This is a genomic window from Pseudomonas sp. PME37.24/025 (genome assembly GCF_055556615.1).
The window spans coordinates 94,819-117,344 of the sequence record NZ_JBVHNK010000006.1; the positions used below are offsets into that span (position 1 = coordinate 94,819).

At 58.6% G+C, this 22,526-nt stretch carries 19 protein-coding genes; 6 read left to right on the plus strand and 13 right to left on the minus strand.

Annotated features, from left to right (window positions below):
* Positions 1 to 49: 49 nt before the first annotated feature.
* Positions 50 to 2,554 carry a glycerol-3-phosphate 1-O-acyltransferase PlsB gene (gene plsB, locus ACZ3HH_RS12505; protein ID WP_465804970.1) on the minus strand — a complete coding sequence of 835 codons (2,505 nt, stop codon included), beginning with the start codon at positions 2,552 to 2,554 and terminating at the stop codon, positions 50 to 52.
* Positions 2,555 to 2,720: 166 nt separating this feature from the next.
* On the opposite strand from plsB, the gene ACZ3HH_RS12510 reads away from it, so the two are divergent.
* Positions 2,721 to 2,930, plus strand: coding sequence for a cold-shock protein (locus ACZ3HH_RS12510; protein WP_007964248.1), 210 nt, complete (start codon positions 2,721 to 2,723; stop codon positions 2,928 to 2,930).
* 134 nt (positions 2,931 to 3,064) lie between these two features.
* Here the strand turns inward: ACZ3HH_RS12510 and ACZ3HH_RS12515 are convergent, their stop codons facing one another.
* From ACZ3HH_RS12515 to ACZ3HH_RS12530, 4 genes are all read right to left on the minus strand, one after another.
* Positions 3,065 to 3,442: a hypothetical protein gene (locus ACZ3HH_RS12515; protein ID WP_007897129.1), complete on the minus strand. Its 378-nt coding sequence runs from the start codon at positions 3,440 to 3,442 to the stop codon at positions 3,065 to 3,067.
* Positions 3,443 to 3,525: 83 nt separating this feature from the next.
* Positions 3,526 to 4,335, minus strand: a complete 810-nt coding sequence (locus ACZ3HH_RS12520) for a putative RNA methyltransferase (protein ID WP_465804972.1) — start codon at positions 4,333 to 4,335, stop codon at positions 3,526 to 3,528.
* Entirely contained in the window at positions 4,335 to 5,486 is a 1,152-nt protein-coding gene (dapE, locus tag ACZ3HH_RS12525) for a succinyl-diaminopimelate desuccinylase (protein ID WP_465804974.1), read from the minus strand. The genes ACZ3HH_RS12520 and dapE overlap by 1 nt, the downstream gene beginning before the upstream one ends.
* A gap of 235 nt (positions 5,487 to 5,721) precedes the next feature.
* Positions 5,722 to 8,313, minus strand: a complete 2,592-nt coding sequence (locus ACZ3HH_RS12530; protein ID WP_465804975.1) for a glycosyltransferase — start codon at positions 8,311 to 8,313, stop codon at positions 5,722 to 5,724.
* Positions 8,314 to 8,594: 281 nt separating this feature from the next.
* Between ACZ3HH_RS12530 and tcdA the strand changes: the two genes are divergently transcribed.
* Positions 8,595 to 9,413 carry a tRNA cyclic N6-threonylcarbamoyladenosine(37) synthase TcdA gene (gene tcdA / locus ACZ3HH_RS12535; protein WP_465804976.1) on the plus strand — a complete coding sequence of 273 codons (819 nt, stop codon included), beginning with the start codon at positions 8,595 to 8,597 and terminating at the stop codon, positions 9,411 to 9,413.
* 131 nt (positions 9,414 to 9,544) lie between these two features.
* Here the strand turns inward: tcdA and ACZ3HH_RS12540 are convergent, their stop codons facing one another.
* The 8 genes from ACZ3HH_RS12540 to map form a co-directional block, all read right to left on the minus strand.
* A complete protein-coding gene (locus tag ACZ3HH_RS12540) occupies positions 9,545 to 9,949 on the minus strand; it encodes a SufE family protein (RefSeq protein ID WP_465804978.1) in 405 nt (134 codons plus the stop codon).
* Positions 9,946 to 11,151: an aminotransferase class V-fold PLP-dependent enzyme gene (locus ACZ3HH_RS12545; protein ID WP_465804980.1), complete on the minus strand. Its 1,206-nt coding sequence runs from the start codon at positions 11,149 to 11,151 to the stop codon at positions 9,946 to 9,948. The genes ACZ3HH_RS12540 and ACZ3HH_RS12545 overlap by 4 nt, the downstream gene beginning before the upstream one ends.
* Before the next feature lie 128 nt (positions 11,152 to 11,279).
* Entirely contained in the window at positions 11,280 to 12,314 is a 1,035-nt protein-coding gene (dapD, locus tag ACZ3HH_RS12550) for a 2,3,4,5-tetrahydropyridine-2,6-dicarboxylate N-succinyltransferase (protein WP_465804982.1), read from the minus strand.
* A 33-nt stretch (positions 12,315 to 12,347) separates the two neighbouring features.
* Positions 12,348 to 12,710 (minus strand): ArsC family reductase, encoded by a 363-nt coding sequence (locus ACZ3HH_RS12555; RefSeq protein ID WP_038979145.1) that lies wholly within the window; start codon positions 12,708 to 12,710, stop codon positions 12,348 to 12,350.
* Positions 12,711 to 13,004: 294 nt separating this feature from the next.
* The gene (locus ACZ3HH_RS12560) at positions 13,005 to 13,751 is read right to left on the minus strand and encodes a matrixin family metalloprotease (protein WP_465804984.1); all 747 of its coding nucleotides are present in this window, start codon (positions 13,749 to 13,751) and stop codon (positions 13,005 to 13,007) included.
* Positions 13,752 to 13,946: 195 nt separating this feature from the next.
* On the minus strand, positions 13,947 to 15,149 hold the full coding sequence (dapC, locus tag ACZ3HH_RS12565) for a succinyldiaminopimelate transaminase (RefSeq protein ID WP_465804986.1): 1,203 nt from the start codon (positions 15,147 to 15,149) through the stop codon (positions 13,947 to 13,949).
* 159 nt (positions 15,150 to 15,308) lie between these two features.
* A complete protein-coding gene (locus ACZ3HH_RS12570; RefSeq protein WP_465804987.1) occupies positions 15,309 to 18,011 on the minus strand; it encodes a [protein-PII] uridylyltransferase in 2,703 nt (900 codons plus the stop codon).
* Positions 18,012 to 18,056: 45 nt separating this feature from the next.
* Positions 18,057 to 18,839, minus strand: a complete 783-nt coding sequence (gene map / locus ACZ3HH_RS12575) for a type I methionyl aminopeptidase (RefSeq protein WP_030127993.1) — start codon at positions 18,837 to 18,839, stop codon at positions 18,057 to 18,059.
* 373 nt (positions 18,840 to 19,212) lie between these two features.
* Between map and rpsB the strand changes: the two genes are divergently transcribed.
* The 4 genes from rpsB to frr all read left to right on the plus strand — a co-directional run bounded on the left by rpsB (position 19,213) and on the right by frr (position 22,514).
* On the plus strand, positions 19,213 to 19,950 hold the full coding sequence (gene rpsB, locus ACZ3HH_RS12580; protein WP_007907989.1) for a 30S ribosomal protein S2: 738 nt from the start codon (positions 19,213 to 19,215) through the stop codon (positions 19,948 to 19,950).
* 192 nt (positions 19,951 to 20,142) lie between these two features.
* Positions 20,143 to 21,006, plus strand: a complete 864-nt coding sequence (gene tsf / locus ACZ3HH_RS12585; protein WP_063342635.1) for a translation elongation factor Ts — start codon at positions 20,143 to 20,145, stop codon at positions 21,004 to 21,006.
* A 210-nt stretch (positions 21,007 to 21,216) separates the two neighbouring features.
* Positions 21,217 to 21,960: a UMP kinase gene (gene pyrH / locus ACZ3HH_RS12590; protein WP_003172271.1), complete on the plus strand. Its 744-nt coding sequence runs from the start codon at positions 21,217 to 21,219 to the stop codon at positions 21,958 to 21,960.
* Positions 21,957 to 22,514 (plus strand): ribosome recycling factor, encoded by a 558-nt coding sequence (frr, locus tag ACZ3HH_RS12595; RefSeq protein ID WP_007907979.1) that lies wholly within the window; start codon positions 21,957 to 21,959, stop codon positions 22,512 to 22,514. Before pyrH ends, frr begins: the two co-directional genes overlap by 4 nt.
* Positions 22,515 to 22,526: the final 12 nt, after the last annotated feature.

Below are 22,526 nucleotides of genomic sequence, written 5' to 3' on the forward strand. Positions count from 1 at the left end.
CGAGATCTCCGTATCAAGGCGCCAGAAGAAGCCTGGCGCCTTTAGGAATTTAGACGGTCTGCGCTGGAGCCGCGACTTGGTCCGCCGCATCTTCACTGCGATGCAGCGCGACCTGACGGATCGACAAGCGAATCTCAGCCGGCAACACACGTTTGGCGGCGCCTTCGGCCAGTTCGCCGAGTAGTTTGTGATAGCTCAACTTGCCGGCTTCGTCACGGCGCAGCACGTCGAGGTCCAGCATTGTCTGGATGAAGTGACGGAACAGGCTCTTGTCGAAGAATTCCGGGGCGTTCAGGCCGTGGAGGATCGACAGGCGCTGGGCCATGACGGTGCAGAGGTCTTCGAGCTCTTCGGCGCTGATGCTGTTCTGGCCGCTGTTGAGCAGCAAGGAAACGGTCATGTAGAAGCGCTGCAAGGTCTGGGCGATGCTTTTCGACAGCAGCGTCAGCAGCACGAAATGCCGCGAACTCGGTGCCGGACGCAGGTACACATCTTTCTCGAAACGCAGCAGGCCTTGCTCGACGAAGGCTTCGAGCCATTGATCGACCACGCCATCGAGTTCATCCAGCGACCAGCGAATGAACAGCTCCGATTGCAAGTACGGGTACAGCGCACGGGTGTAGCGCAGGATCTGCTCGCGACTCATGCGCGAGGTGCTCTGAAAGAAGCTCGCCAGCAACGACGGCAACGCGAAGATGTGCAGCACGTTGTTGCGGTAGTAGGTCATCAGGACGGCGTTTTGTTCGTCCAGGTACAGAATTTTGCCCAGCGCATCGCTTTGCTCGGACAGCAGGTCCATGTCCTTCACGTGTTCGATCAGCGCTCGACCGTCGCCCTCCGGCAGGGTGGTGTGCGAGGAGTAGGGAACCTTGCGCAACAGCGCCAGATACAGATCGAGCACCCGCGCCATGGCGCGATCGTCCAGGGCCAGACGGCTGGTGGACAGCAACGCCAGGGCCACCAGATTCACCGGGTTGATCGCCGCCGCTTCATTCAAATGCTGCGCGACTTTCTCGCCGAGGCGGTTGGTGGTTTCGTTGAGCCAGGCCGGTTTGAACTGCGGACCGAGCTCCTGTTGGCGCCAGTCTGGTTGTTCGCTGTCGAGGAACTCCGCCAGTTTGATCGGCTCGCCAAAGTTGACCGCGACCTGACCGAAGCGCTGTTTGAGCGCGCCGATGACTTTGAAAATGTCGAAGATCGATTCTTTCTTCTTGCTCGCGCCACGTAATTCGCCGAGGTAGGTGCGTCCTTCCAGCACGCGCTCATAGCCGATGTACACCGGCACGAAGACGATCGGCATCCGCGACGAACGCAGGAAGCTGCGCAGCGTGATCGCGAGCATCCCGGTTTTCGGTTGCAGCATGCGCCCGGTGCGCGAACGGCCGCCCTCGACGAAGTACTCGACCGGGAAGCCTTTGGTGAACAGGGTATGCAGATATTCGTTGAACACCGAGGTGTAGAGGGGATTGCCCTTGAACGTCCGGCGCATGAAGAACGCGCCGCCACGGCGCAGCAGGCTGCCGATCACCGGCATGTTGAGATTGATCCCGGCGGCGATGTGCGGCGGGGTCAGGCCGTTGCGGAACAGCAGATACGAGAGCAGCAGGTAGTCGATATGGCTGCGGTGGCACGGCACGTAGATCACTTCGTGACCCTGGGCGACTTTCTGCACACCTTCGATGTGGTTGACCTTGATCCCGTCGTAGATCTTGTTCCAGAACCAGCTCAGCACCACTTCCAGAAAGCGGATCGCGGTGTAGGTGTAGTCCGAGGCGATCTCATTGCCGTAGCGCAAGGCCTGGGCCTTGGCTTTTTCCGGCGAGATGTTCTCGCGCTCAGCCTCGTCGAGGATCGCCTGTTTGACCGAGGGCTGATTGAGCAGGCCTTTGACCAGGTTGCGACGGTGGGAAATGTCCGGGCCGATCACCGCGGCTTTCAGATTACGGAAGTGCACCCGCAGAATCCGCTGGGCCATGCGCACGGTGCGCTCGTGGCCTTTGTTGTGATCGATCAGTTCACGCAGATGAATCGGCGCCGAGAACTGCACCCGGGTCTTGCGCCCCAGAATCATGATGCTCAGCAGCCGACGCAAACGCCCGGTGACCGCCCAACTGTCGGCGAACAACAGTTTCCACGGGCTCGACTCGCTGTCCGGCGACTGGCCCCAGAACACGCTGACCGGAATGATCTGCGCGTCTTCGGCGGCGTTCTGGCTCAGGGCGCTGACCAGACGGGTCAGGGTCGGTGGCGCGCCGCGCTTGTCCTGACGGCCGAGCCAGTCGGGCTCCGGCGTCAGGTAAAAGAACGCGGCGGGTTCTACCAGCGCACCCACCGATACCGGCAACACCGGGCGGGGCAGGCCGGCCTTGCTGCATTCGGTATCGACCACGGCGAGGTCGGTCAGTGAAGGATTTTGCAGGACGTAGAACACCGGCCGGCTGCGGTCGAGGTTGAGGGTGAACGACGACTGGTTGATCGTCTCCGAGCGAACCCAGAGGTACAGCAGTCGGCGCAGGGTGCCAAACACAAGACGGCGGAACGGGGAGCGGGTCATACGGCTTCTGCGTGAGTGGATAAAACCAAGCAAATGCTCGGGCGGCCGATAGTGTGCCGTATTCGTCGAAAATCGGCAAAAAAGCGCCTAAGTAAACTTGAGTTGAGAGTTTTGATGGCTGTCATATACTCGGCCGTTCAAAATAAAAACAAGGGGGTAACTCGATATGGCTACGCGCGAAACCGGCAATGTGAAGTGGTTCAACGACGCCAAGGGCTATGGCTTCATTCAGCGCGAGGACGGGGTGGACGTGTTCGTGCACTACCGCGCGATCCGCGGCGAAGGGCATCGCTCGCTGACTGAAGGTCAGCAGGTTGAATACGCCGTGGTGACCGGCGAGAAGGGTTTGCAGGCTGAGGATGTTGTAGGTCTGTAAACCGTATCCTGCAGATCACATAACACCCTGTGGGAGCGTGGCTTGCCCGCGAAGACGGCGGCACATCCAACAATGATGTGACTGACAAACCGCAATCGCGGGCAAGCCCGCTCCCACAGGTTTCTGTACTGGTTTTACGCGGTTTTCCAGGTGATTTCTTCTTCACCATCGGCGCTGATCCGCATCCAGCGATCCGCCGTCTCTTCACCTTCTTCCTCGACCCAACTGCCTGGCGCACAACGCACTTCGACGTTCAGCGCGGCAAAGGCTGCGCGGGCGCAGGCGATGTCGTCTTCCCATGGGGTCTGGTCGCTTTCCAGGTACAGGCTGTTCCATTTGCCGACAGCTTTCGGTAGCCAGGTAACCGGCACATTGCCGGCCTTGCACTTGTAGGTCTGGCCTTTCTGAACCCAATCGGTGCACGGGCCTAAAGCCGCGCCGAGCCAGGCTGCGATGGCCTTGTAGTCGACGTCGGCGTCTTTCAGGTAAATCTCGATATCGGGTTGGCGCATGGATGTCCTCACTGCGGGTCTGAAAAATCCATTCGCGGATTTAGCCGGCCTCAAGCCGTTGCTCAAGACCAAAAATTAAGAAGTTATTGAAGTACGAAGTAATCGTAGCGCATCGAAACAGTGACCTCGAACGGCTCGGCCTGTTCGATGACTGCCGCCCGGCGTTCGGCACTCGCGCGCCAGCCGTGGGGTGTCATGGCCAACAGGTTCGCGCGATCCTGACCGTTAACCAGCGTCAGTTTGAACTCCAGGGTTTCGCTGTGCTGCAGCGCCATGCCTTCTGGCACCAACGCCAAATGCTTGTCGTCGGTGTACTCGCGCACTTCGTCGTACAGCCGCTCGCGCAATTCCATCAGATGGCCGCTGGTCGGCCCGACTTTCATCAAGCCGCCGCCGGGGCTGAGCAGGCGTTTGGCTTCTTCCCAGTCCAGCGGGCTGAAAACGCTGGCGAGAAACTGGCAGCTGCCTGAGGCCAATGGCACCCGGGCCATGCTGGCGATCAACCAGGTCAGCGCAGGGTTGCGTTTGCAGGCGCGTTTGACCGCTTCCCGGGAAATGTCCAGGGCGTAGCCATCGGCGTTGGGCAACGCTTCGGCGATTTGCGCGGTGTAGTAACCTTCGCCACAACCGATGTCCAGCCAGCGCTGGGGCGCGAATTGCGCCGCCAGTTCCGCCAGACGCTTGGCCACCGGCGCGTAATGGCCGGCGTTCAAAAAATCGCGACGGGCTTCGACCATCGCCAAGTTATCCCCAGGGTCGCGGCTGTTCTTGTGCTGCACGGGCAACAGGTTCAGGTAACCCTGCCGCGCACGGTCGAAACGATGCCCGGCGGGGCAGGCCACGCCGTTGTCCACCGCGTTCAGCGGTTCGCTGCAGATCGGACACGCAAGCATCAGGCGAGCAACTTGATCAGGGTCTGGTAGTAGATCTCGGTCAGCACATCGAGATCGGCCGCCAGCACGCGTTCGTTGACCTGGTGGATCGTCGCGTTGACCGGGCCCAGTTCGACAACCTGAGTACCCATGGTCGCGATGAAGCGCCCGTCGGATGTACCGCCGCTGGTGGAGGCTGTGGTTTCGCGACCGGTAATGTCCTTGATGCTTGCCGATACCGCGTCGAGCAGGGCGCCCGGTTCGGTGAGGAACGGCAGGCCGGACAGCGCCCAGTCGATGTGCCAGTCCAGACCATGCTTGTCGAGAATGTCGGCGACGCGCTTTTGCAGGCCTTCGACAGTGGATTCGGTGGAGAAGCGGAAGTTGAATACCGCCACCAGATCACCCGGGATCACGTTGGTCGCGCCGGTGCCGGAATTGACGTTGGAAATCTGGAAACTGGTCGGCGGGAAGAAATCGTTACCGTGGTCCCAGTGCTCGGCGGCGAGCTCGGCCAGCGCCGGGGCTGCGAGGTGGATCGGGTTCTTCGCCAGATGCGGGTAAGCCACGTGACCCTGCACACCGTGCACGGTCAGCTTGGCGCCGAGGGAGCCGCGACGGCCATTCTTGACCACGTCACCCACCAGGGTAGTGCTCGACGGTTCGCCGACGATGCACCAGTCCAGACGTTCTTTACGGGCGGCGAGGCGTTCGATTACAGCCTTGGTGCCGTGATGGGCCGGGCCTTCTTCGTCGCTGGTGATCAGGAACGCAACCTTGCCCTTGTGGTCCGGGTAGTCGGCGACGAAGCGCTCGGCTGCCACTGTCATGGAGGCGAGGCTGCCTTTCATGTCCGCCGCGCCACGGCCGCAGAGCATGCCGTGCTCATCGATCACCGCGTTGAACGGATCGATCTGCCAGGCGGTTACCGGACCGGTCGGGACCACGTCGGTGTGGCCGGCGAAACACAGCACCGGGCCTTCGTGTTTACCGTGAGTCGCCCAGAAGTTATCCACATCTTCGATGCGCATCGGTTCCAGTTTGAAACCGGCATCGCCCAGGCGCTGCATCATCTGCTTCTGGCAATCGGCGTCGACCGGCGTCACGGACGGACGGCGGATCAGGTCGATGGCGAGTTGAAGGGTCGGCGAAAGGTCGGCGTGGGCCGTCATGTAAGACTCCGGAAGACTTGAATATGGGCGCGGACTATGTGGGAGCGAGCTTGCTCGCGATGGCGGTGTGTCAGTCAACATAGACGTTGATTGTGACACCGCCATCGCGAGCAAGCTCGCTCCCACAGGGATTAGGTTTGATCGGCAAACCGTATTCCGCCAAGCCCTGCAAAATGGCGGTTATCTTAAAGCAAAACGGCGGCCATTGGCCGCCGTTTAGTGCATCTGTACTGATTTAGACAGCCGGTGCGGTTGCGGCTTCGGCTACCGGTTTGGGCAGCGACGACAGGAACGCCATGATCAGCGCCGCCAGGTACGGCAGCGACTGCACCAGCAGCATGGTCACCCAGAAGCGCATGTCGTTGCTCGGCAGGCCTTGCACCAGGAAGATCCCCAGCGCCGCACCCCACAACAGCAGCATGATGAACACCTCTTCGCGTGCTTCCGAAATGGCTACCCAGAAGCCGTGGTTATCGGCGTTTTTCGGGGTACGGAAGAACGGAATGCTGCTGGTGAAGAAGCCGTACAGCACCGCTTTGGCGATGGTGTGCGACAACGCCAGCCCTGCCAATGCCGCGCAGAACGCATCCTTGAGGTTGACCCCGACCGCACGACGGTAGAGGAAGATGATCTTGCCGACCTTGAACACGAACAGCGCCAACGGCGGGATCGCGAAAATCAGCAGCGGTGGATCGACCCGTTGCGGCACGATGATCATTGCTGCCGACCACAACAGTGCGCCGACGGTGAAGAAGATATTCATGCCATCCGCCACCCACGGCAACCAGCCCGCGAGGAAGTGGTAACGCTGGCCACGGGTCAGTTCGGTGTCCTTGCCGCGCAGCAGGCTGGCGGTGTGACGCTTGATGATCTGAATCGCCCCGTAGGCCCAGCGGAAACGCTGTTTCTTGAAGTCGATAAAGGTATCGGGCATCAGGCCTTTGCCGTAACTGTCGTGGTAATACGCCGCCGACAGACCTTTTTCGAACACGCGCAGACCCAACTCGGCGTCTTCACAGATGCACCAGTCGGCCCAGCCCAGTTCCTCGAGCACCGAGCGCCGGGTCATGGTCATGGTGCCGTGCTGGATGATCGCGTCACGGTCGTTGCGGGTGACCATGCCGATGTGGAAGAAGCCTTTGTATTCCGCGTAGCAGAGCTTCTTGAAGGTGCTTTCGTTCTGGTCGCGGTAATCCTGTGGCGACTGCACCACGGCGATTTTCGGATCGGCGAAGTGCGGCACCATGTGCTTGAGCCAGTTCGGGTCGACACAGTAGTCCGAGTCGATCACCGCAATCACCTCGGCATCCTTGGCGGTGTGCGGAATCAGGTAATTCAACGCGCCGCCCTTGAAACCGGCCAGCGGTGCGACGTGGAAAAACTTGAAGCGCGGGCCGAGGGTTTCGCAATAATCGCGAACCGGTTCCCAGACCGCCGGGTCTTTGGTGTTGTTGTCGATGATCAGGACTTCGAAGTCCGGATAGTCGAGGTTGGCCAGGGCGTTGAGGGTCTGTTTGACCATCTCCGGCGGCTCGTTGTAGCAAGGGACGTGAATCGACACCTTCGGTCGGTAGTCCGATTCGCCCACCACCGGCAGGAATTCACGCCGGCGCTTGTGGGTCCAGACCGCTTCGGCCAGTTCATGGGCCTCGGTCAGCAGAACGATAAACACCCCGAGTGCACCGAGGGCGAGCAAGAAACCCACCGTCAGGCTGAACCAGGTGCTGTATTGCTGGCTGTAGTCATAACCGATCCATACCAGCACCGAACCGCACAGGAACGCGATAAAGGTCAGGAAGGTGCGGCCACGTTGACGCAGAGCCGAGCCGTCGATCATCAGCAGGGTCAGCGACAGCAGAGCCAACACGGCCGAGCCGATCGCCAGCACACGCCATTGCGGGATCGCGACCACCGGGCCTTCGAAATTGAATTTCTGTTGGCGCGCGGCGTTGAACACGCCCCAATACGCGCCCACCGAACCTTCGTCAGTGGCCTTCCACGGCTGGTCAAACGCTTCGATCACGAAGTAGTTGAAGCCCTGGCGGTTGAGCTTGTTGACCAACGTGCGCAGGTAAATCGCCTGGTCCGCCGGCGACGCATCGGCGCCACCGCGCATGCGGCCGTTGCTCGGCCAGCCGACCTCGGAGAGCAGCAGCGGTTTTTTCGGGAACATTTTTTTCAGGTCACGGGCGCGGTCGAGAACGAACTGACCGGCCTTGTCCACCGGAATGAACTCCCAGTAGGGCAGAACGTGAGCCGCGATCAGGTCAACGTGCTTGGCCAGGCTCGGGTTTTCTTCCCAGACGTGCCACTGTTCGGAGGTGGTGACCGGAACCTTTACGGCCGCGCGGACGCGATCCAGGATCAGGCTCAGCTCTGCAGCGGTGATTTCCTTACGGAAGATCGCCTCGTTACCGACAATCACGCGAACCACGCTACGCGAGGAATTGGCGATTTCGATGGCGCGGGTGATCTCGCGCTCGTTGCGCTCTTCGTCCGGGCTGATCCAGATCCCCAGGGTCACCCGCAGGCCGAACTCTTCCGCCAGTTTGGGAATGTTCTCCAGGGTGCCGTCGACCGAGTAGGTCCGGATGTTGTCCGTCAGCTTGCTCATGATCTCCAGATCGCGACGCATTTCATCGTCGGTCGGGTACTGAGCTTTTTGCGGGTACTGGCCTTGTTGAAACGGCGAGTACGAAAAGCCGGAGATCTGTTCAGGCCAGTTGGGGGCGGTGACCGGGCGATTGACCAGCGCCCAGAAGCCGGTAAACAAGGCTGCGATGGCGAGCACCACGACCAGGTTGAGTCCAAATTTACGCGATGACATAGCTTTTTCGGGTTCCAAAGGCTGTGGAACGAAGGAACGGTTGGCGGCCGGCTGCCAGGTGGCAGGGGCGCGCATCCTACACTGGAGGTTCTCTGACCGTACAGCGAACAGGGAAACGCCCGACATTGGGCAATCCAGGTCGACTTAAGTTCTTTGACCGGTGCGGTATAACCCAATTCCAATAAATTTGTAGTCAATTGAAGCCGTCCAGACTGCCGTCCATAGCCCAAAGGTGCTCTTGACCGCCGACGGCCCTATAATGCGCGCCGGTTTTTGGGGTAATGGTCATGAGTACAGAAGATCCGCGGTTTGCTGGCATCGCCCGCTTGTATGGCATCGAAGGCCTTGAGCGCTTGCGCGCGGCCCATGTGGCGATCGTCGGCGTCGGTGGCGTCGGTTCCTGGGCGGCGGAAGCTGTTGCCCGGTGTGGCGTGGGCGAGATTTCGCTGTTCGACCTGGATGACGTCTGTGTCAGCAACGTCAACCGTCAGCTGCACGCACTGGACAGCACCGTTGGCAAGCCCAAGGTCGAGGTGATGGCCGAGCGCCTGCGCGGGATCAACCCGGATTGCACGGTGCATGCAGTGGCGGACTTCGTTACCCGCGAAACCATGGCCGAGTACATCACGCCGAACATCGACTGCGTGATCGACTGCATCGACAGCGTCAACGCCAAAGCGGCGCTGATCGCCTGGTGCAAACGACGCAAAATCCAGATCATCACCACCGGTGGCGCGGGCGGGCAGATCGACCCGACACTGATTCAGGTCTGCGACCTGAACCGCACGTTCAACGATCCGCTGGCGTCGAAAGTGCGCTCCACGTTGCGCCGCGACTACGGTTTTTCCCGCACCGTGACTCGCCACTACAGCGTGCCCTGCGTGTTTTCCACCGAGCAACTGCGCTACCCGAAACCGGATGGCAGCATTTGCTTGCAGAAGAGTTTTGTCGGGGATGGCGTGAAGCTCGACTGCGCCGGGGGCTTTGGCGCGGTGATGATGGTGACGGCGACATTCGGCATGGTCGCGGCGACCAAGGCTGTGGATAAGATTGTGGCCGGGGTACGGCGCCCCGCGGATCGGGTTAAACCTGAGGCTTGATGGGTTGTGGCTGATGGCCTCATCGCGGGCAAGCCCGCTCCCACAGGAGTCCGGGTTGGATGCAAGATTTGAGTTCACCGCAAATCCCTGTGGGAGCGGGCTTGCCCGCGATGGGCTGCGAAGCAGCCCTTTTACTGAGCCAACTCATTCATCCGCTGTAGCACGGCGTTGAGGCCATTGCTGCGCGATGACGACAACTGCCGCGACAGGCCCAACTGATTAAACCAATCCGGCAAATCCACCTGTTGCAGCTCGGCAGCGGACAACCCATTGACCCGCGCCAGCAGCAACGCCACCAACCCGCGAATCAAGCGGGCATCGCTGCTGGCGCTGAACTGCCAATGGCCATCCTGCAGCGTACCGACCAGCCAGACCTGGCTTTCACAGCCATGCACGCGGTTGGCCTCGACTTTATGCACATCGCTCAACGCAGGCAGGCGGTCGCCCCATTGCATCAGCAACCGCGCCCGCTGTTCCCAGCTCGCAGTCTTCTGAAAAGTATCTAGCGCCATGACGGCATCGGCGGGCAAGGTCATCGCAACAACTCCAGTGCCTGATCCAGCGCTTCAAAAAAGCGCTCAAGATCCTCGGAGTCGTTGTACAACGCCAATGACACCCGAATTGCCCCGGCCAGTTCAAAGCTTTTGAGCAATGGCATGGCGCAATGATGACCGGCGCGAACGGCGATTCCCTGTTCGGTCAGCAAATGCGCCAGATCAGAGTTATGCACACCCTCGACGACAAAACTGGCCAGCGCCAGTTGCGGCTTGCCCAGCAGACGAATGCCGTTGCGCGCTTCAAGGCCTTTGAGCAAATAGTCATGCAGCGCGGCTTCGTGGGCGGACACGGCGTCCTGATCGAGTCCGGCCAGATAATCCAGGGTCGCCCCCAGGCCAATCACGCTGGAAATCGGTGGCGTACCCGCCTCGAACCCCAGTGGCGCAGGACGAAAGCGTGCGTCGTGGTAGTTGGCATCCAGCACCATTTCGCCGCCGAACTGCCACGGACGCAGTTGCTCAAGCGCTTCATGACGACCGAACAGCACACCCAAACCATCCGGGCCGTAGAGCTTGTGGCTGGAAAACACATAGAAGTCGCAACCCAGCGCCTGCACGTCATGCCGGCCATGAACCACGCCTTGAGCGCCGTCGACCACGGTCAGCGCATTGTGCGCTTTGGCCATCGCCAGTAGCGCGGGCAACGGTTGCCAGGCGCCGAGCACGTTGGACAGCTGACTGACCGCCAGCAGGCGGATACGCGGGCCGATCAGGCGAGCAGCGGCTTCAAGGTCAATCAAACCGTCGGCATCCAGCGGCAGGATCACCAGTTTCAAATCGCGACGGTGGGCCAGTTGCTGCCACGGCAACAGGTTGGCGTGATGCTCCAGAGCGCTGATGACAATTTCATCGCCCGGATTGAATACGTGTTCCAGGCCATAGGCCAGGAGGTTCAGCGCGGACGTCGCACCGTGGGTAAAGATGATTTGCCCGCAATCGCCGGTATTAAGCCATTGCGCAACTTTGCTGCGGCTGTCCTCGAATGCCTGGGTGGCATGGGCGCCGGGCAAGTGTTGCGCCCGATGCACGTTGGCCGCGCCGTTGGCGTAGTAATGCGCCAGGGCATCCAGCAGGGCTTGAGGTTTTTGCGTGGTGGCGGCGTTGTCCAGATAAGTCTGGTCTTGCCGTTGCAATGCGGCGATGGCCGGAAAATCGGCGCGCCAGGGAGAGGCAATCATCATGTGTTGAGCCCTGTGAACTTGGGCGGGTGTACACCGGACCTTGTGGGAGCGAGCTTGCTCGCGATGGCGTCCGTTAGAGCGCCAAAAAGCATCGCGAGCAAGCTCGCTCCCACAGGTGCCTGCGGCACTTAGTTGTGAGCGTGCAGCGCTTCGTTCAGTTCGATGGCCGATTTGTGGGTTTTGCACTCCACGGCACCAGTCTCCGAATTGCGGCGGAACAGCAGGTCAGGTTGACCGGCCAGTTCACGGGCTTTAACGACTTTGACCAGTTTGTTGTGCTCGTCCAGCAGCGCAACCTTGGTGCCGGCGGTCACGTACAGGCCCGACTCAACGGTGTTGCGGTCGCCCAACGGGATACCGATACCGGCATTGGCACCGATCAGGCAGCCTTCGCCGACCTTGATCACGATGTTGCCGCCACCCGACAGGGTGCCCATGGTCGAGCAACCGCCGCCCAGGTCCGAACCCTTGCCGACGAACACGCCAGCGGAAACGCGGCCTTCGATCATGCCCGGGCCTTCGGTGCCGGCGTTGAAGTTGACGAAACCTTCGTGCATCACGGTGGTGCCTTCGCCGACGTAAGCGCCCAGACGAATACGCGCCGCGTCAGCGATACGCACGCCGGCCGGTACCACGTAGTCGGTCATTTTCGGGAACTTGTCCACCGAGAACACTTCCAGCAACTCGCCGCGCAGGCGGGCTTCCAGTTGATGCTCGGCCAGTTCGGCCAGGTCGATCGCGCCCTGGCTGGTCCAGGCCACGTTTGGCAGCAGCGGGAACACGCCGGCCAGGTTCAGGCCATGCGGCTTGACCAGGCGATGAGACAGCAAATGCAGCTTGAGGTAAGCCTCAGGCGTGGAAGTCAGCTGAGCGTCTTCGGCCAAAATTGTCGCGACCAGCGGCTTGTGGCTCTCGGCCAGACGGGTCAGCAATGCAGCCTGGGCAGCGTCGACGCTTTTCAGCGCTTCGGCCAATTGCGAAGCTTGAGCAGTGCTGAAGGCGATGGCCTGATTGCCGTCGGTGTAACCCAGAACCGGCGCAATGGCAGCGACCAGGTCGGCCGACGGGTTAAGCAGTGGCTGCGCGTAAAACACTTCCAGCCATGCGCCTTGACGGTTTTGAGTGCCGACACCAAAGGCCAGGCTGAACAGGGTAGTGGACATGTTGATACCTCTAACAAAATGGAACGGGCTGCCTTACTTGAGTGCGGCCGCGTAGATATCTGGCTTGAAGCCAATCAGGGTTCGGTCACCGAGATCGAGCACCGGGCGCTTGATCATCGAAGGTTGCGCGAGCATCAGTTCGATGGCTTTCGGCTGGTCGAGATCGGCTTTGCGTTCGTCGTCGAGCTTGCGAAAGGTCGTGCCTGCACGGTTCAACACCACTTGCCAGCCGTGCTCGTCGCACCATTGGCTCAGGTGTTCACGGTCGATGCCGACCGTTTTGTAATCATGGAAGTCATAGCTGACAGCGTGTTCATCGAGCCAGGTGCGCGCCTTTTTCATGGTGTCGCAGGCTTTGATGCCGAAAAGGTGCAACGTTTTGCTTGAAACGGTCAAGGAATTGCCCCCTTTGCAGGTGCTGAAAATAAAAGGTGACGGATTATGCCATGACCGGACGGTTTCGCGTCGGCTGTGGTCGGGTTTGTCTGTTTCTCTTGGTCATCAGTGATTCACTGCGACGCAGATCGGCCAGCAGTCTAAGCGGCTTCGATGCTGTCGATTGCCCGGAAACCGCGCTTTTATACAAACTCCATCGTCATCACCCCGATGGGTGATGACGTGTTTTGTGAGGTAACGGGGGCTGGGTTTGAAATGAGGAAAATTCTGGGGAGGTCTGATCGAATGCCAAGGCTAGGCTTTCGGAGGGTAGATTGATTTTACAAGGCTGATATCTTTTTCTGAGAGTGTGAAGTTGGTTGGTATCGCTATTTTGTTCCAGATAAAAGACGCACCAAAACCGTAGTGCATGATCGATTTCGGGTCATACGGGGTTGAGGTTGTTTTACTATGCTCGAGTCGTCTGAAAATATTGTGATAAGTGATTTTTTGCGACCAGCCTTCATTTTTTTCGCATTCCCGATAAACAGCGGGAGTGTTCCAGTCGATGTTGGCATCTGGGTGTTGATGTTCATGACTCAAACCAATTGCGTGACCGAATTCATGCAGTATTATTGATGTCCATTCCCTGTCGGTATAAATATTGTTAGTCGTGTCAAAGTGCATCGTTGCTCGGGTGGCAGGTACGGCCAAGGCATCAGTTCCAAGCCTTGACCAGTGTCCGTCGATGTTTTTGTTATTGGAAATGCGTATATCTGCTTCTTCCACGGTTTCAACAAACTCTATATTAAGATTGATATGGGGGGTCCAGAGCTGGATGGCTGATTTAATGAGTTTTATAAAATCTTTTTCTTTGAAAAAAAAGCCAATCTTCAACGTTCTGTGTTGAGCCCAGAATTTACTATGAGTACCAATGCTACGCGTTTGAAGGCTGCCATCTCCGTTGTTTTGGCTGTTGGCGAAATCTTCTTGTGTCGCATATTTAAAAGCTATTTCCTCGTCGACAGGAGCAAGGCCTCTGCATAGATGTAGCGTGTCCATATAATTGATATCCGTAATTATTGTCTTTGTTTGCTGTGCGATACGATGTCATCAACGTATGCATAAGCTTTTTAGTTAAAATGCTAAAAAAGAATAAACTTGTAAGGGCGGAAAATGGAAGTTTAAAGTAAGTTGGTTATATTGCTTTATGTTTTGTGTAAGCCCGCACGGCATTGCGCCGTGCGGGTTTTAATATTACGAGCGGCGGCGAGTAATAAATGCGCGAATGCGCTCGGCAGCTTCGACACACTCGGCCAATGGTGCAACCAATGCCATGCGCACGCGCCCGGCACCAGGATTCACGCCATCGACATCCCTTGACAGGTAAGAACCCGGTACCACGGTCACGTGCTCCTGCTCAAACAGATCCCGGCAGAACGCTGCGTCGTCACCGGCCACGTTCGGCCACAGGTAAAAACCACCGTCCGGGCGCTGCACATCCATCACCGGGCTGAGAATCTCCAGCACCGCATCGTACTTCTCGCGATACAGCGCGCGGTTGGCGCGTACATGCACTTCGTCATTCCAGGCGGCAACGCTGGCCAGTTGTGTTTGAACTGGCATCGCGCAGCCGTGGTAGGTGCGATACAGCAGAAAGCCTTTGAGAATATCCGCATCACCGGCCACAAAGCCCGAACGCAGGCCTGGCAGGTTGGAGCGCTTGGACAGGCTGTGGAACACCACGCAACGCTTGAAGTCCTTGCGGCCCAGTTCCACGCACGCGCTGAGCAGGCCTGGCGGTGGGGTTTGTTCGTCGAAGTACAGTTCGCTGTAGCACTCGTCGGCGGCGATTACGAAGTCGTATTTGTCGGCCAGGGTGATCAGCTTCTTCAGGGTTTCAACCGGAATCAGCGCACCGGTCGGGTTACCCGGCGAACACAGGAACAGGATTTGGCAGCGCTTCCATATGTCTGGCGAAACGGCGTCAAAGTCCGGGTTGAAGCCGTTTTCGTCCAGGCACGGCAGGTAATGCGGCTTGGCGCCGGCGAGGAACGCCGCACCTTCATAGATCTGATAGAACGGGTTCGGGCTGACCACCAGCGCATCGTCGCCACGGTTGACCACGGTCTGGGTGAAGGCGAACAGCGCTTCACGGGTGCCGTTGACCGGCAGTATGTTGCGCGCCGGGTCGAGCCAGCCGTTCGGGACGCTGAAGCGACGTTCGCACCAGGCGGCAATGGCTTCACGCAGGGCCGGGATGCCCAGGGTGGTCGGGTATACGGCCATCTGATCCAGGTTGCTCGCCAACGCTTCGGCGACGAAGCTTGGCGAACGGTGTTTCGGCTCGCCGATGGACAGCGCGATGGCGCGCTTGTCCGGGTTTGGCGTGACGCTGCCGAGCAGGGCGCGGAGCTTTTCGAACGGGTAAGGCTGCAACTGGTTCAGAGCGTTGTTCATGGGGGGCCTCTATAAATATGGGAGCGGGCTTGTGTGGCGAGGGAGCTTGCTCCCGCTGGGTCGCGAAGCGACCCCAAAAGCTTTGCGACTGCTGCGCAGTCGAACGGGAGCAAGCTCCCTCGCCACACAAGCCCGCTCCCACAGGGGAAAATTGTTGGTTCAGAAACTGATGCGCGAAAGTTTGGTATCGGGTTCCTGGCTGACGCTCAGCTGTTCGACGATTGCGTCCTGCAAGCGGCTGCACAGCAACGGGTCGGACAGTGGCTGATTGTTCGCGTCGGTGATGAAGAACACGTCTTCCACGCGCTCGCCCAGAGTGGCGATTTTGGCGTTCTGCAACGACAGGTCGAACTCGAGGAAGATTGTGCCGATCCGCGCCAACAGACCGGGGCGATCCGGGGCGCTTAGCTCCAGTACCGTCACCGGACGCTGAGCGTCGTTGTGGATCGTCACCTGTGGCGCAAACGCGAAATGCTTGAGCTGGCGCGGCACCCGACGCTGAATAATCGTTGGGTAGTTGTCTGGATTGCGCAAGGCCTCAGTCAGGCCTTCACGGATCTGCTTGACTCGCGCCGGGTTGTCGCCGATCGAGTCGCCATCGGTGTCGAGCACGATATAGGTGTCGAGGGTGAACTGGCTGCTGGAGGTGATGACCCGGGCGTCGTGAATGTTCAGGTTGAGCTGGTCCATCGCTGCCACGGTCACGGCGAAGAAGTCGTGCTGGTCCGGTGCGTAGATGAAGATTTGCGTACCACCCTCGAACTCGCGCTGGGTGGTTTCCTTGATCAGCACCAGCGGGCCGCCGTCGGCCGGCTGCTGCAGAATCGCGTCAGTGTGCCAGGCCACGTCGCCGGCGGTGTGGCGCAGGAAATAGTCATCGCCCAATTGCGCCCAGAGCTGCTCGACATCGTCCGGATCGTTGCCGCCGCGCACCAGGATGTCCAGCGCAGCGCTTTGGGTCTGGCGGATCTGTTCTTCGCGATCCACCGGGTTTTCCAGGCCTCGACGCAAGGCGCGCTTGGTCTCGGTGTAGAGCTGGCGCAACAGGCTCGCGCGCCAGGAGTTCCACAGCGTCGGATTGGTTGCGTTGATGTCTGCAACGGTCAGCACGTACAGATAATCGAGGCGGGTTTCATCGCCGACAGTCTGCGCGAAATCATGGATTACGTGCGGGTCGGACAGGTCCTTGCGCTGGGCCGTGGTCGACATCACCAGATGGTTTTGCACCAGCCACACGATCAGGCGGCTGTCCCAAATCGGCAACTGGTGGCGCTGGCAAAAGGCTTCGGCATCCACTGCGCCGATTTCCGAGTGATCGCCATGCCGGCCCTTGCCGATGTCGTGATACAGGCCAGCCAGGTAAATCAGTTCGGGTTTGGGCAGTTTGGCCATGAGCTTGCTGGCCAGCGGGAATTTTTCCGACACCTGGGTGTACTGCAGCTTACGCAAGTGCTTGATCAGGTTCAGGGTATGCGCGTCGACCGTATAGATGTGAAACAGGTCATGTTGCATCTGCCCGACAATGAAACCGAACTCCGGCAGATAGCGCCCAAGAATGCCGTACCGGTTCATCCGCCGCAGATTGCGGTGGATGCCGATCTTGCACTTGAACAGCTCGATGAACAGGCTGGTATTACGAATATCGTTGCGGAAGTCGTCATCGATCAGATGACGATTCTCGCGCAACAGGCGGATGGTATCGGCGCGTACGCCTTTGATCTCCGGTTGCTGGGCCATCAGCACAAAGATCTCGAGCATGGCGAATGGCGTACGGCGGAACACGTTGTCGCTGCGCGCCTCGATGTAGCCGTCATGCAGCTGGAACCGCGAATTGATCGGTTGCGGCGGTGCTTCGTCTTCGGGGGCCAGGATTACTTCTTCGAAGTGCTGGATGATCAGGTCGCTGAGCTGGGCAATGCTCATGACCACCCGGTAGTACTGCTGCATGAAGTTTTCGATGGCTTGCTTGGCATCATGGCCTGCGAAACCCAGCAGCCCTGCAATCGAGCGCTGGTGATCGAACAGCAAGCGGTCTTCGGAGCGGCCGGCGAGCATGTGCAGGGCGTAACGTACTTTCCACAAAAACTCCTGGGACGAGGCCAGCAGGGCGTTTTCGCTCTCCACCAGGAAGCCTTCGCCCGCCAGGGCTCGCAGGTTCAGGGTGCCGTACTGACGACGGGCAACCCAGAGAATCGTCTGAATATCCCGCAGTCCGCCGGGCGAACCTTTGACGTTGGGCTCCAGGTTGTATTCGGTGTCGTTGTACTTGTGGTGACGGGCTTTCTGCTCGGCGCGTTTGGCCAGGAAGAACTCCTTGCTGGGCCACATGTGCGCGGTGCTGGTGACGTCCAGCATGCGCTGGCGCAGGCGCTCAGGGCCGCAGATGGTGCGGCTTTCCATCAGGTTGGTGACAACCGTCAGGTCAGCACGGGCTTCAACGGCGCATTCATCCACCGAACGAACGCTCTGGCCGACTTCCAGGCCGATGTCCCACAGCAACGTCAGAAAGCGCTCGATGGAATCCCGAAAAATTTCGTGATCGGCGCTGTCCAGCAAAATCAGCAGATCGATGTCGGAATAGGGGTGCAACTCGCCGCGACCGTAGCCGCCGACGGCCACCAGGGCGATATCGGCGTCTTCGCTCCAGTTAAACTGTTCCCAGGCCTGTTGCAGGATGTTGTCGATAAACCAGGCGCGATCCTCGATCAGCCGACGAATGTCCCGGCCACTGCGAAACCGCTCGTCGAGCACCTCGCGGGCCTGACGGATCGCCTTCTTGAAAGCAGCAATAGGGCTTGCCTTCAGGGCCAGTTCAGCCTGGAACTGGCCGCGGTCGAAGAGTTCGGGATCCACCTGCGGCATCGATTGGCTTTCCTTTCTATAAAGCTGGGAACGGAGCGGGCGAGATCAGGCCGAAACGCGCGCGATGGTATCGTCGCTGCGCAAAGTGAAGATCTCGTAACCGGTTTCGGTCACCAGCAAGGTGTGTTCCCACTGTGCCGACAGCTTGCGGTCCTTGGTAATGGCGGTCCAGCCGTCGCCCAGCACCTTGGTGTCGGCCTTGCCCTGGTTGATCATCGGCTCGATGGTGAAGGTCATGCCGGCTTTCAGTTCCATGCCGGTGCCGGCGCGGCCGTAGTGCAGAATTTGCGGTTCTTCGTGGAACACCTTGCCGATGCCGTGACCGCAGAACTCACGAACCACCGAGAAGCCGTTCTTTTCCGCGTGCTTCTGGATCACTTCACCGATATCGCCCAGGCGGCAGCCGGGCTTGACCAGTTCGATGGCCTTGTACATGCATTCCTGAGTCACCTGGGAAAGACGCTCGGCCCAGACCGGCACGGTACCGACGTGGAACATGCGGCTGGTGTCGCCGTGGTAACCGTCCTTGATCACAGTCACGTCGATATTCACGGTGTCGCCATCTTTAAGCGGCTTCTCGTTCGGAATGCCGTGGCAGACCACATGGTTGATCGAGGTGCAGATCGACTTCGGGAAGCCCTTGTAGTTGAGCGGGGCAGGGATGGCTTTCTGCTCATTGACGATGTAGTCGTGGCAGATGCGGTCCAGCTCTTCGGTGGTGACACCCGGTTTGACATAATCGGCAATCATTTCCAGCACATCGGCGGCCAATTTGCCGGCGATCCGCATTTTTGCGATGTCCTCTGGGGTTTTGAGGGTGACGGTCATACAGGCTCTCTCTGCGCTCAATGGCGCCTTCTAAAACGAAATGGGCATTGCACGAATAATTGTCGCGGCCCTGAAAAACACGATTCTATCAGACGATCAGCGCAAATCTGAGCCTCTGTGCATCGCTTCTCTCTATAGGATGGCGCATTCTGGGGGGATTCCAAGGCGGGGGCCAAAAGCATTTCCCAGGTTTTCAGAATCCGGGTTCCGTTTTTTTCTGCCTTGTGATATAAAATGCGCCGCTTTCCGGGGATACCCTAGAAAGCTTAAATCCACACACGTGTCGACACGATGACCTGGGTGCCTTCAGCTGATGCTGCTGGTTGGTCATTGGGATACGTGGAGGCCAAACCCGACTTATTAAGGAACTATCATGTCCCAAGTCAACATGCGCGATATGCTGAAGGCCGGTGTGCACTTCGGTCACCAGACCCGTTACTGGAACCCGAAAATGGGTAAATACATTTTCGGCGCGCGTAACAAGATCCACATTATCAACCTTGAAAAAACCCTGCCAATGTTCAACGAAGCTCTGACTTTCGTAGAGCGTCTGGCCCAGGGCAAAAACAAGATTCTGTTCGTCGGCACCAAGCGTTCCGCTGGCAAGATCGTTGCTGAAGAAGCAGCACGTTGCGGTTCGCCGTACGTCGATCACCGCTGGTTGGGCGGCATGCTGACCAACTTCAAAACCATCCGTGCTTCCATCAAGCGTCTGCGTGACCTTGAAGTGCAAGCCGAAGACGGTACTTTCGCCAAGCTGACCAAGAAAGAAGCGCTGATGCGCACTCGCGATCTTGAGAAGCTGGATCGTTCCCTGGGTGGTATCAAGGATATGGGCGGTCTGCCAGACGCTCTGTTCGTTATCGACGTTGATCACGAGCGCATCGCGATCACCGAAGCCAACAAGCTGGGCATCCCGGTTATCGGCGTAGTCGATACCAACAGCAGCCCGGAAGGCGTTGACTACATCATCCCAGGCAACGATGACGCAATCCGCGCTATCCAGCTGTACATGGGTTCGATGGCTGACGCTGTAATCCGCGGTCGCAACCACGTTGCTGGCGGCACCGAGCAGTTCGTTGAAGAAGCTCCGGCGGCTGCAGCTGAGTAACTGACGCCCTGGCGTTGACTCAGTAAGCAAAAAGGGGGCTTGGCCCCCTTTTTGCCACCTCGAAAACCATTTGTGAGCAGCGCAGCTACAGCATTTGTAACGTGCAGCGGCTAACAAGGGTGGTTCGGGAAGAATTGAACGCCCGTTCGATCGGGTGGAATGGTTGAAAACCTATCCAAGAGGAATTTGAAAATGGCAGAGATTACTGCAGCGTTGGTCAAAGAACTGCGCGAGCGTACTGGCGAAGGCATGATGGACTGCAAAAAGGCCTTGACCAAGGCTGGCGGCGACATCGAAAAAGCCATTGATGACATGCGTGCTTCGGGCGCCATCAAGGCTGCCAAAAAAGCTGGCAACGTTGCCGCTGAAGGCGCGATCGCTCTTAAAGAAGACGGTAAATCCGCCGTTCTGCTGGAAGTGAACTCGCAGACCGACTTCCTGGCCCTGCAAGACGACTTCAAGGCGTTTGTTGCTTCCAGCGTAGAAAAAGCGTTCGCTGACAAACTGACTGACGTCGCTCCGCTGATCGAGGCTCAAGAAGCCGATCGTCTGGTTCTGGTCGGCAAGGTTGGCGAAAACGTCAACATCCGTCGCCTGGCTCGCGTTGAAGGTGATGTTGTTGGTGGTTACCTGCACGGCAACAAGATCGGTGTCGCGGTTGTTCTTAAAGGCGGCAACGTTGAGCTGGCCAAGGACATCGCTATGCACGTAGCGGCCACCAACCCTGAATTCCTGCTGCCATCGGAAGTTTCCGCTGAAGCGGTCGAGCGCGAGAAAGGCGTGTTCCTGACCCTCAACGCTGACAAGATCGCTGGCAAGCCAGAAAACATCGTTGAAAACATGGTCAAAGGTCGTATCAGCAAGTTCCTGGCTGAAGCGAGCCTGGTTGAGCAGGCGTTCGTCAAGAACCCTGAAATCAAGGTCGGCGAACTGGCCAAGAAAGCCGGTGCTGAAATCGTTTCTTTCACCTACTTCAAAGTAGGCGAAGGCATCGAGAAGCCGGTCGACAACTTCGCTGAAGAAGTTGCTGCCCAGCTGGCCGCCGCCAAGCAATAAGACGGTTTTTTAACTGTCGCCCTGAAGAGGCTGCCCGCTCACGCGCGCAGCCTCTTTTCAGATGGGGTTGCCAATTTTAATTGGTTTCCTTTTGGAACTGGCTTACAAAGCCATGTTCCGATGGCGCTGAAGCAGTGCCAAGCTAGAGTGAACGCCAGCTGTAAACAGCTCGCAAAGAATTTTTAAAATACGCCGCAGGAGAGATTCGCAATGGCTCAGCAGGGCAGTGGTTATCAGGCTCGCTATAAACGCATTCTACTCAAGCTTAGCGGCGAGGCCCTGATGGGCTCGGAAGAGTTCGGGATCGACCCCAAAGTTCTGGATCGCATGGCGCTGGAAGTTGGCCAACTGGTCGGCATCGGTGTTCAGGTCGGTCTGGTGATCGGTGGTGGCAACCTGTTCCGCGGCGCGGCGCTCAGCGCGGCGGGCATGGATCGGGTTACTGGCGACCACATGGGCATGCTGGCCACTGTGATGAACGCCTTGGCGATGCGCGATGCGCTGGAACGTGCCAATATCTCGGCCATCGTGATGTCGGCCATTTCCATGGTTGGTGTGACCGATCACTACGATCGCCGCAAAGCCATGCGCCATCTGAACGCCAAGGAAGTCGTGATTTTTGCGGCCGGTACCGGTAATCCATTCTTCACCACGGATTCGGCAGCCTGCTTGCGTGCAATCGAAATCGACGCTGACGTGGTGCTCAAGGCAACCAAGGTCGATGGCGTTTACACGGCTGATCCATTCAAAGACCCGCATGCCGAGAAGTTCGATCATCTGACTTATGATGAAGTACTGGATCGCAAGCTGGGTGTAATGGATTTGACGGCTATTTGCCTGTGCCGCGACCACAAGATGCCGCTGCGCGTATTTAACATGAACAAGCCCGGCGCCCTGCTGAATATCGTACATGGCGGCGCTGAAGGGACCCTGATCGAGGAAGGCCAACAATGATCAATGAAATCAAGAAAGACGCGCAAGAGCGCATGAAAAAATCCGTGGAATCGCTGGCGCACAACTTCGGTCGTATTCGTACAGGCCAGGCGCACCCAAGCATTCTTGAAGGCGTGATGGTGCCGTATTACGGTTCCGACACTCCGATCAAGCAAGTGGCGAACATCACCGTTAAAGACGCCCGTACCCTGCAAGTGGTTGCCTTTGAGCGCAACATGCTGGGTGCCGTCGACAAAGCCATCGGTAGCGCGGGCCTGAACCTCAACCCGACCAACCTCGGCGAGTTGCTGCTGATCTCCATGCCGGCCCTGACCGAAGAAACCCGCAAGGGCTTCACCAAGCAGGCTCGTGACGTCGCTGAAGATGCCCGTGTTGCGGTGCGCAACATCCGTCGTGATGCGAACAGCCAGCTCAAGGATCTGGTCAAGGAAAAAGAAATCAGTGAAGACGAAGAGCGTCGCGCCACTGGCGAAATTGATGATCTGACCAAAAAATACGTGGCTGAAATCGACGCGAATTTGGCGCAGAAAGAAAAAGACCTGATGGCCGTATAAGGGTCACGTTTT

What these genes read in the sequence shown, in the direction of transcription:
- ACZ3HH_RS12510 (WP_007964248.1), top strand. Translation starts at nt 2,721, where the DNA reads ATGGCTACGCGCGAAACCGGCAATGTGAAGTGGTTCAACGACGCCAAG.
- ACZ3HH_RS12570 (WP_465804987.1), bottom strand. Translation starts at nt 18,011, where the DNA reads ATGCCGCAGGTGGATCCCGAACTCTTCGACCGCGGCCAGTTCCAGGCT.
- ACZ3HH_RS12530 (WP_465804975.1), bottom strand. Translation starts at nt 8,313, where the DNA reads ATGTCATCGCGTAAATTTGGACTCAACCTGGTCGTGGTGCTCGCCATC.
- pyrH (WP_003172271.1), top strand. Translation starts at nt 21,217, where the DNA reads ATGGCTCAGCAGGGCAGTGGTTATCAGGCTCGCTATAAACGCATTCTA.
- tsf (WP_063342635.1), top strand. Translation starts at nt 20,143, where the DNA reads ATGGCAGAGATTACTGCAGCGTTGGTCAAAGAACTGCGCGAGCGTACT.
- frr (WP_007907979.1), top strand. Translation starts at nt 21,957, where the DNA reads ATGATCAATGAAATCAAGAAAGACGCGCAAGAGCGCATGAAAAAATCC.
- ACZ3HH_RS12545 (WP_465804980.1), bottom strand. Translation starts at nt 11,151, where the DNA reads ATGATGATTGCCTCTCCCTGGCGCGCCGATTTTCCGGCCATCGCCGCA.
- ACZ3HH_RS12520 (WP_465804972.1), bottom strand. Translation starts at nt 4,335, where the DNA reads ATGCTTGCGTGTCCGATCTGCAGCGAACCGCTGAACGCGGTGGACAAC.
- dapE (WP_465804974.1), bottom strand. Translation starts at nt 5,486, where the DNA reads ATGACGGCCCACGCCGACCTTTCGCCGACCCTTCAACTCGCCATCGAC.
- dapD (WP_465804982.1), bottom strand. Translation starts at nt 12,314, where the DNA reads ATGTCCACTACCCTGTTCAGCCTGGCCTTTGGTGTCGGCACTCAAAAC.
- plsB (WP_465804970.1), bottom strand. Translation starts at nt 2,554, where the DNA reads ATGACCCGCTCCCCGTTCCGCCGTCTTGTGTTTGGCACCCTGCGCCGA.
- rpsB (WP_007907989.1), top strand. Translation starts at nt 19,213, where the DNA reads ATGTCCCAAGTCAACATGCGCGATATGCTGAAGGCCGGTGTGCACTTC.
- ACZ3HH_RS12540 (WP_465804978.1), bottom strand. Translation starts at nt 9,949, where the DNA reads ATGACCTTGCCCGCCGATGCCGTCATGGCGCTAGATACTTTTCAGAAG.
- dapC (WP_465804986.1), bottom strand. Translation starts at nt 15,149, where the DNA reads ATGAACAACGCTCTGAACCAGTTGCAGCCTTACCCGTTCGAAAAGCTC.
- ACZ3HH_RS12515 (WP_007897129.1), bottom strand. Translation starts at nt 3,442, where the DNA reads ATGCGCCAACCCGATATCGAGATTTACCTGAAAGACGCCGACGTCGAC.
- map (WP_030127993.1), bottom strand. Translation starts at nt 18,839, where the DNA reads ATGACCGTCACCCTCAAAACCCCAGAGGACATCGCAAAAATGCGGATC.
- ACZ3HH_RS12560 (WP_465804984.1), bottom strand. Translation starts at nt 13,751, where the DNA reads ATGGACACGCTACATCTATGCAGAGGCCTTGCTCCTGTCGACGAGGAA.
- tcdA (WP_465804976.1), top strand. Translation starts at nt 8,595, where the DNA reads ATGGTCATGAGTACAGAAGATCCGCGGTTTGCTGGCATCGCCCGCTTG.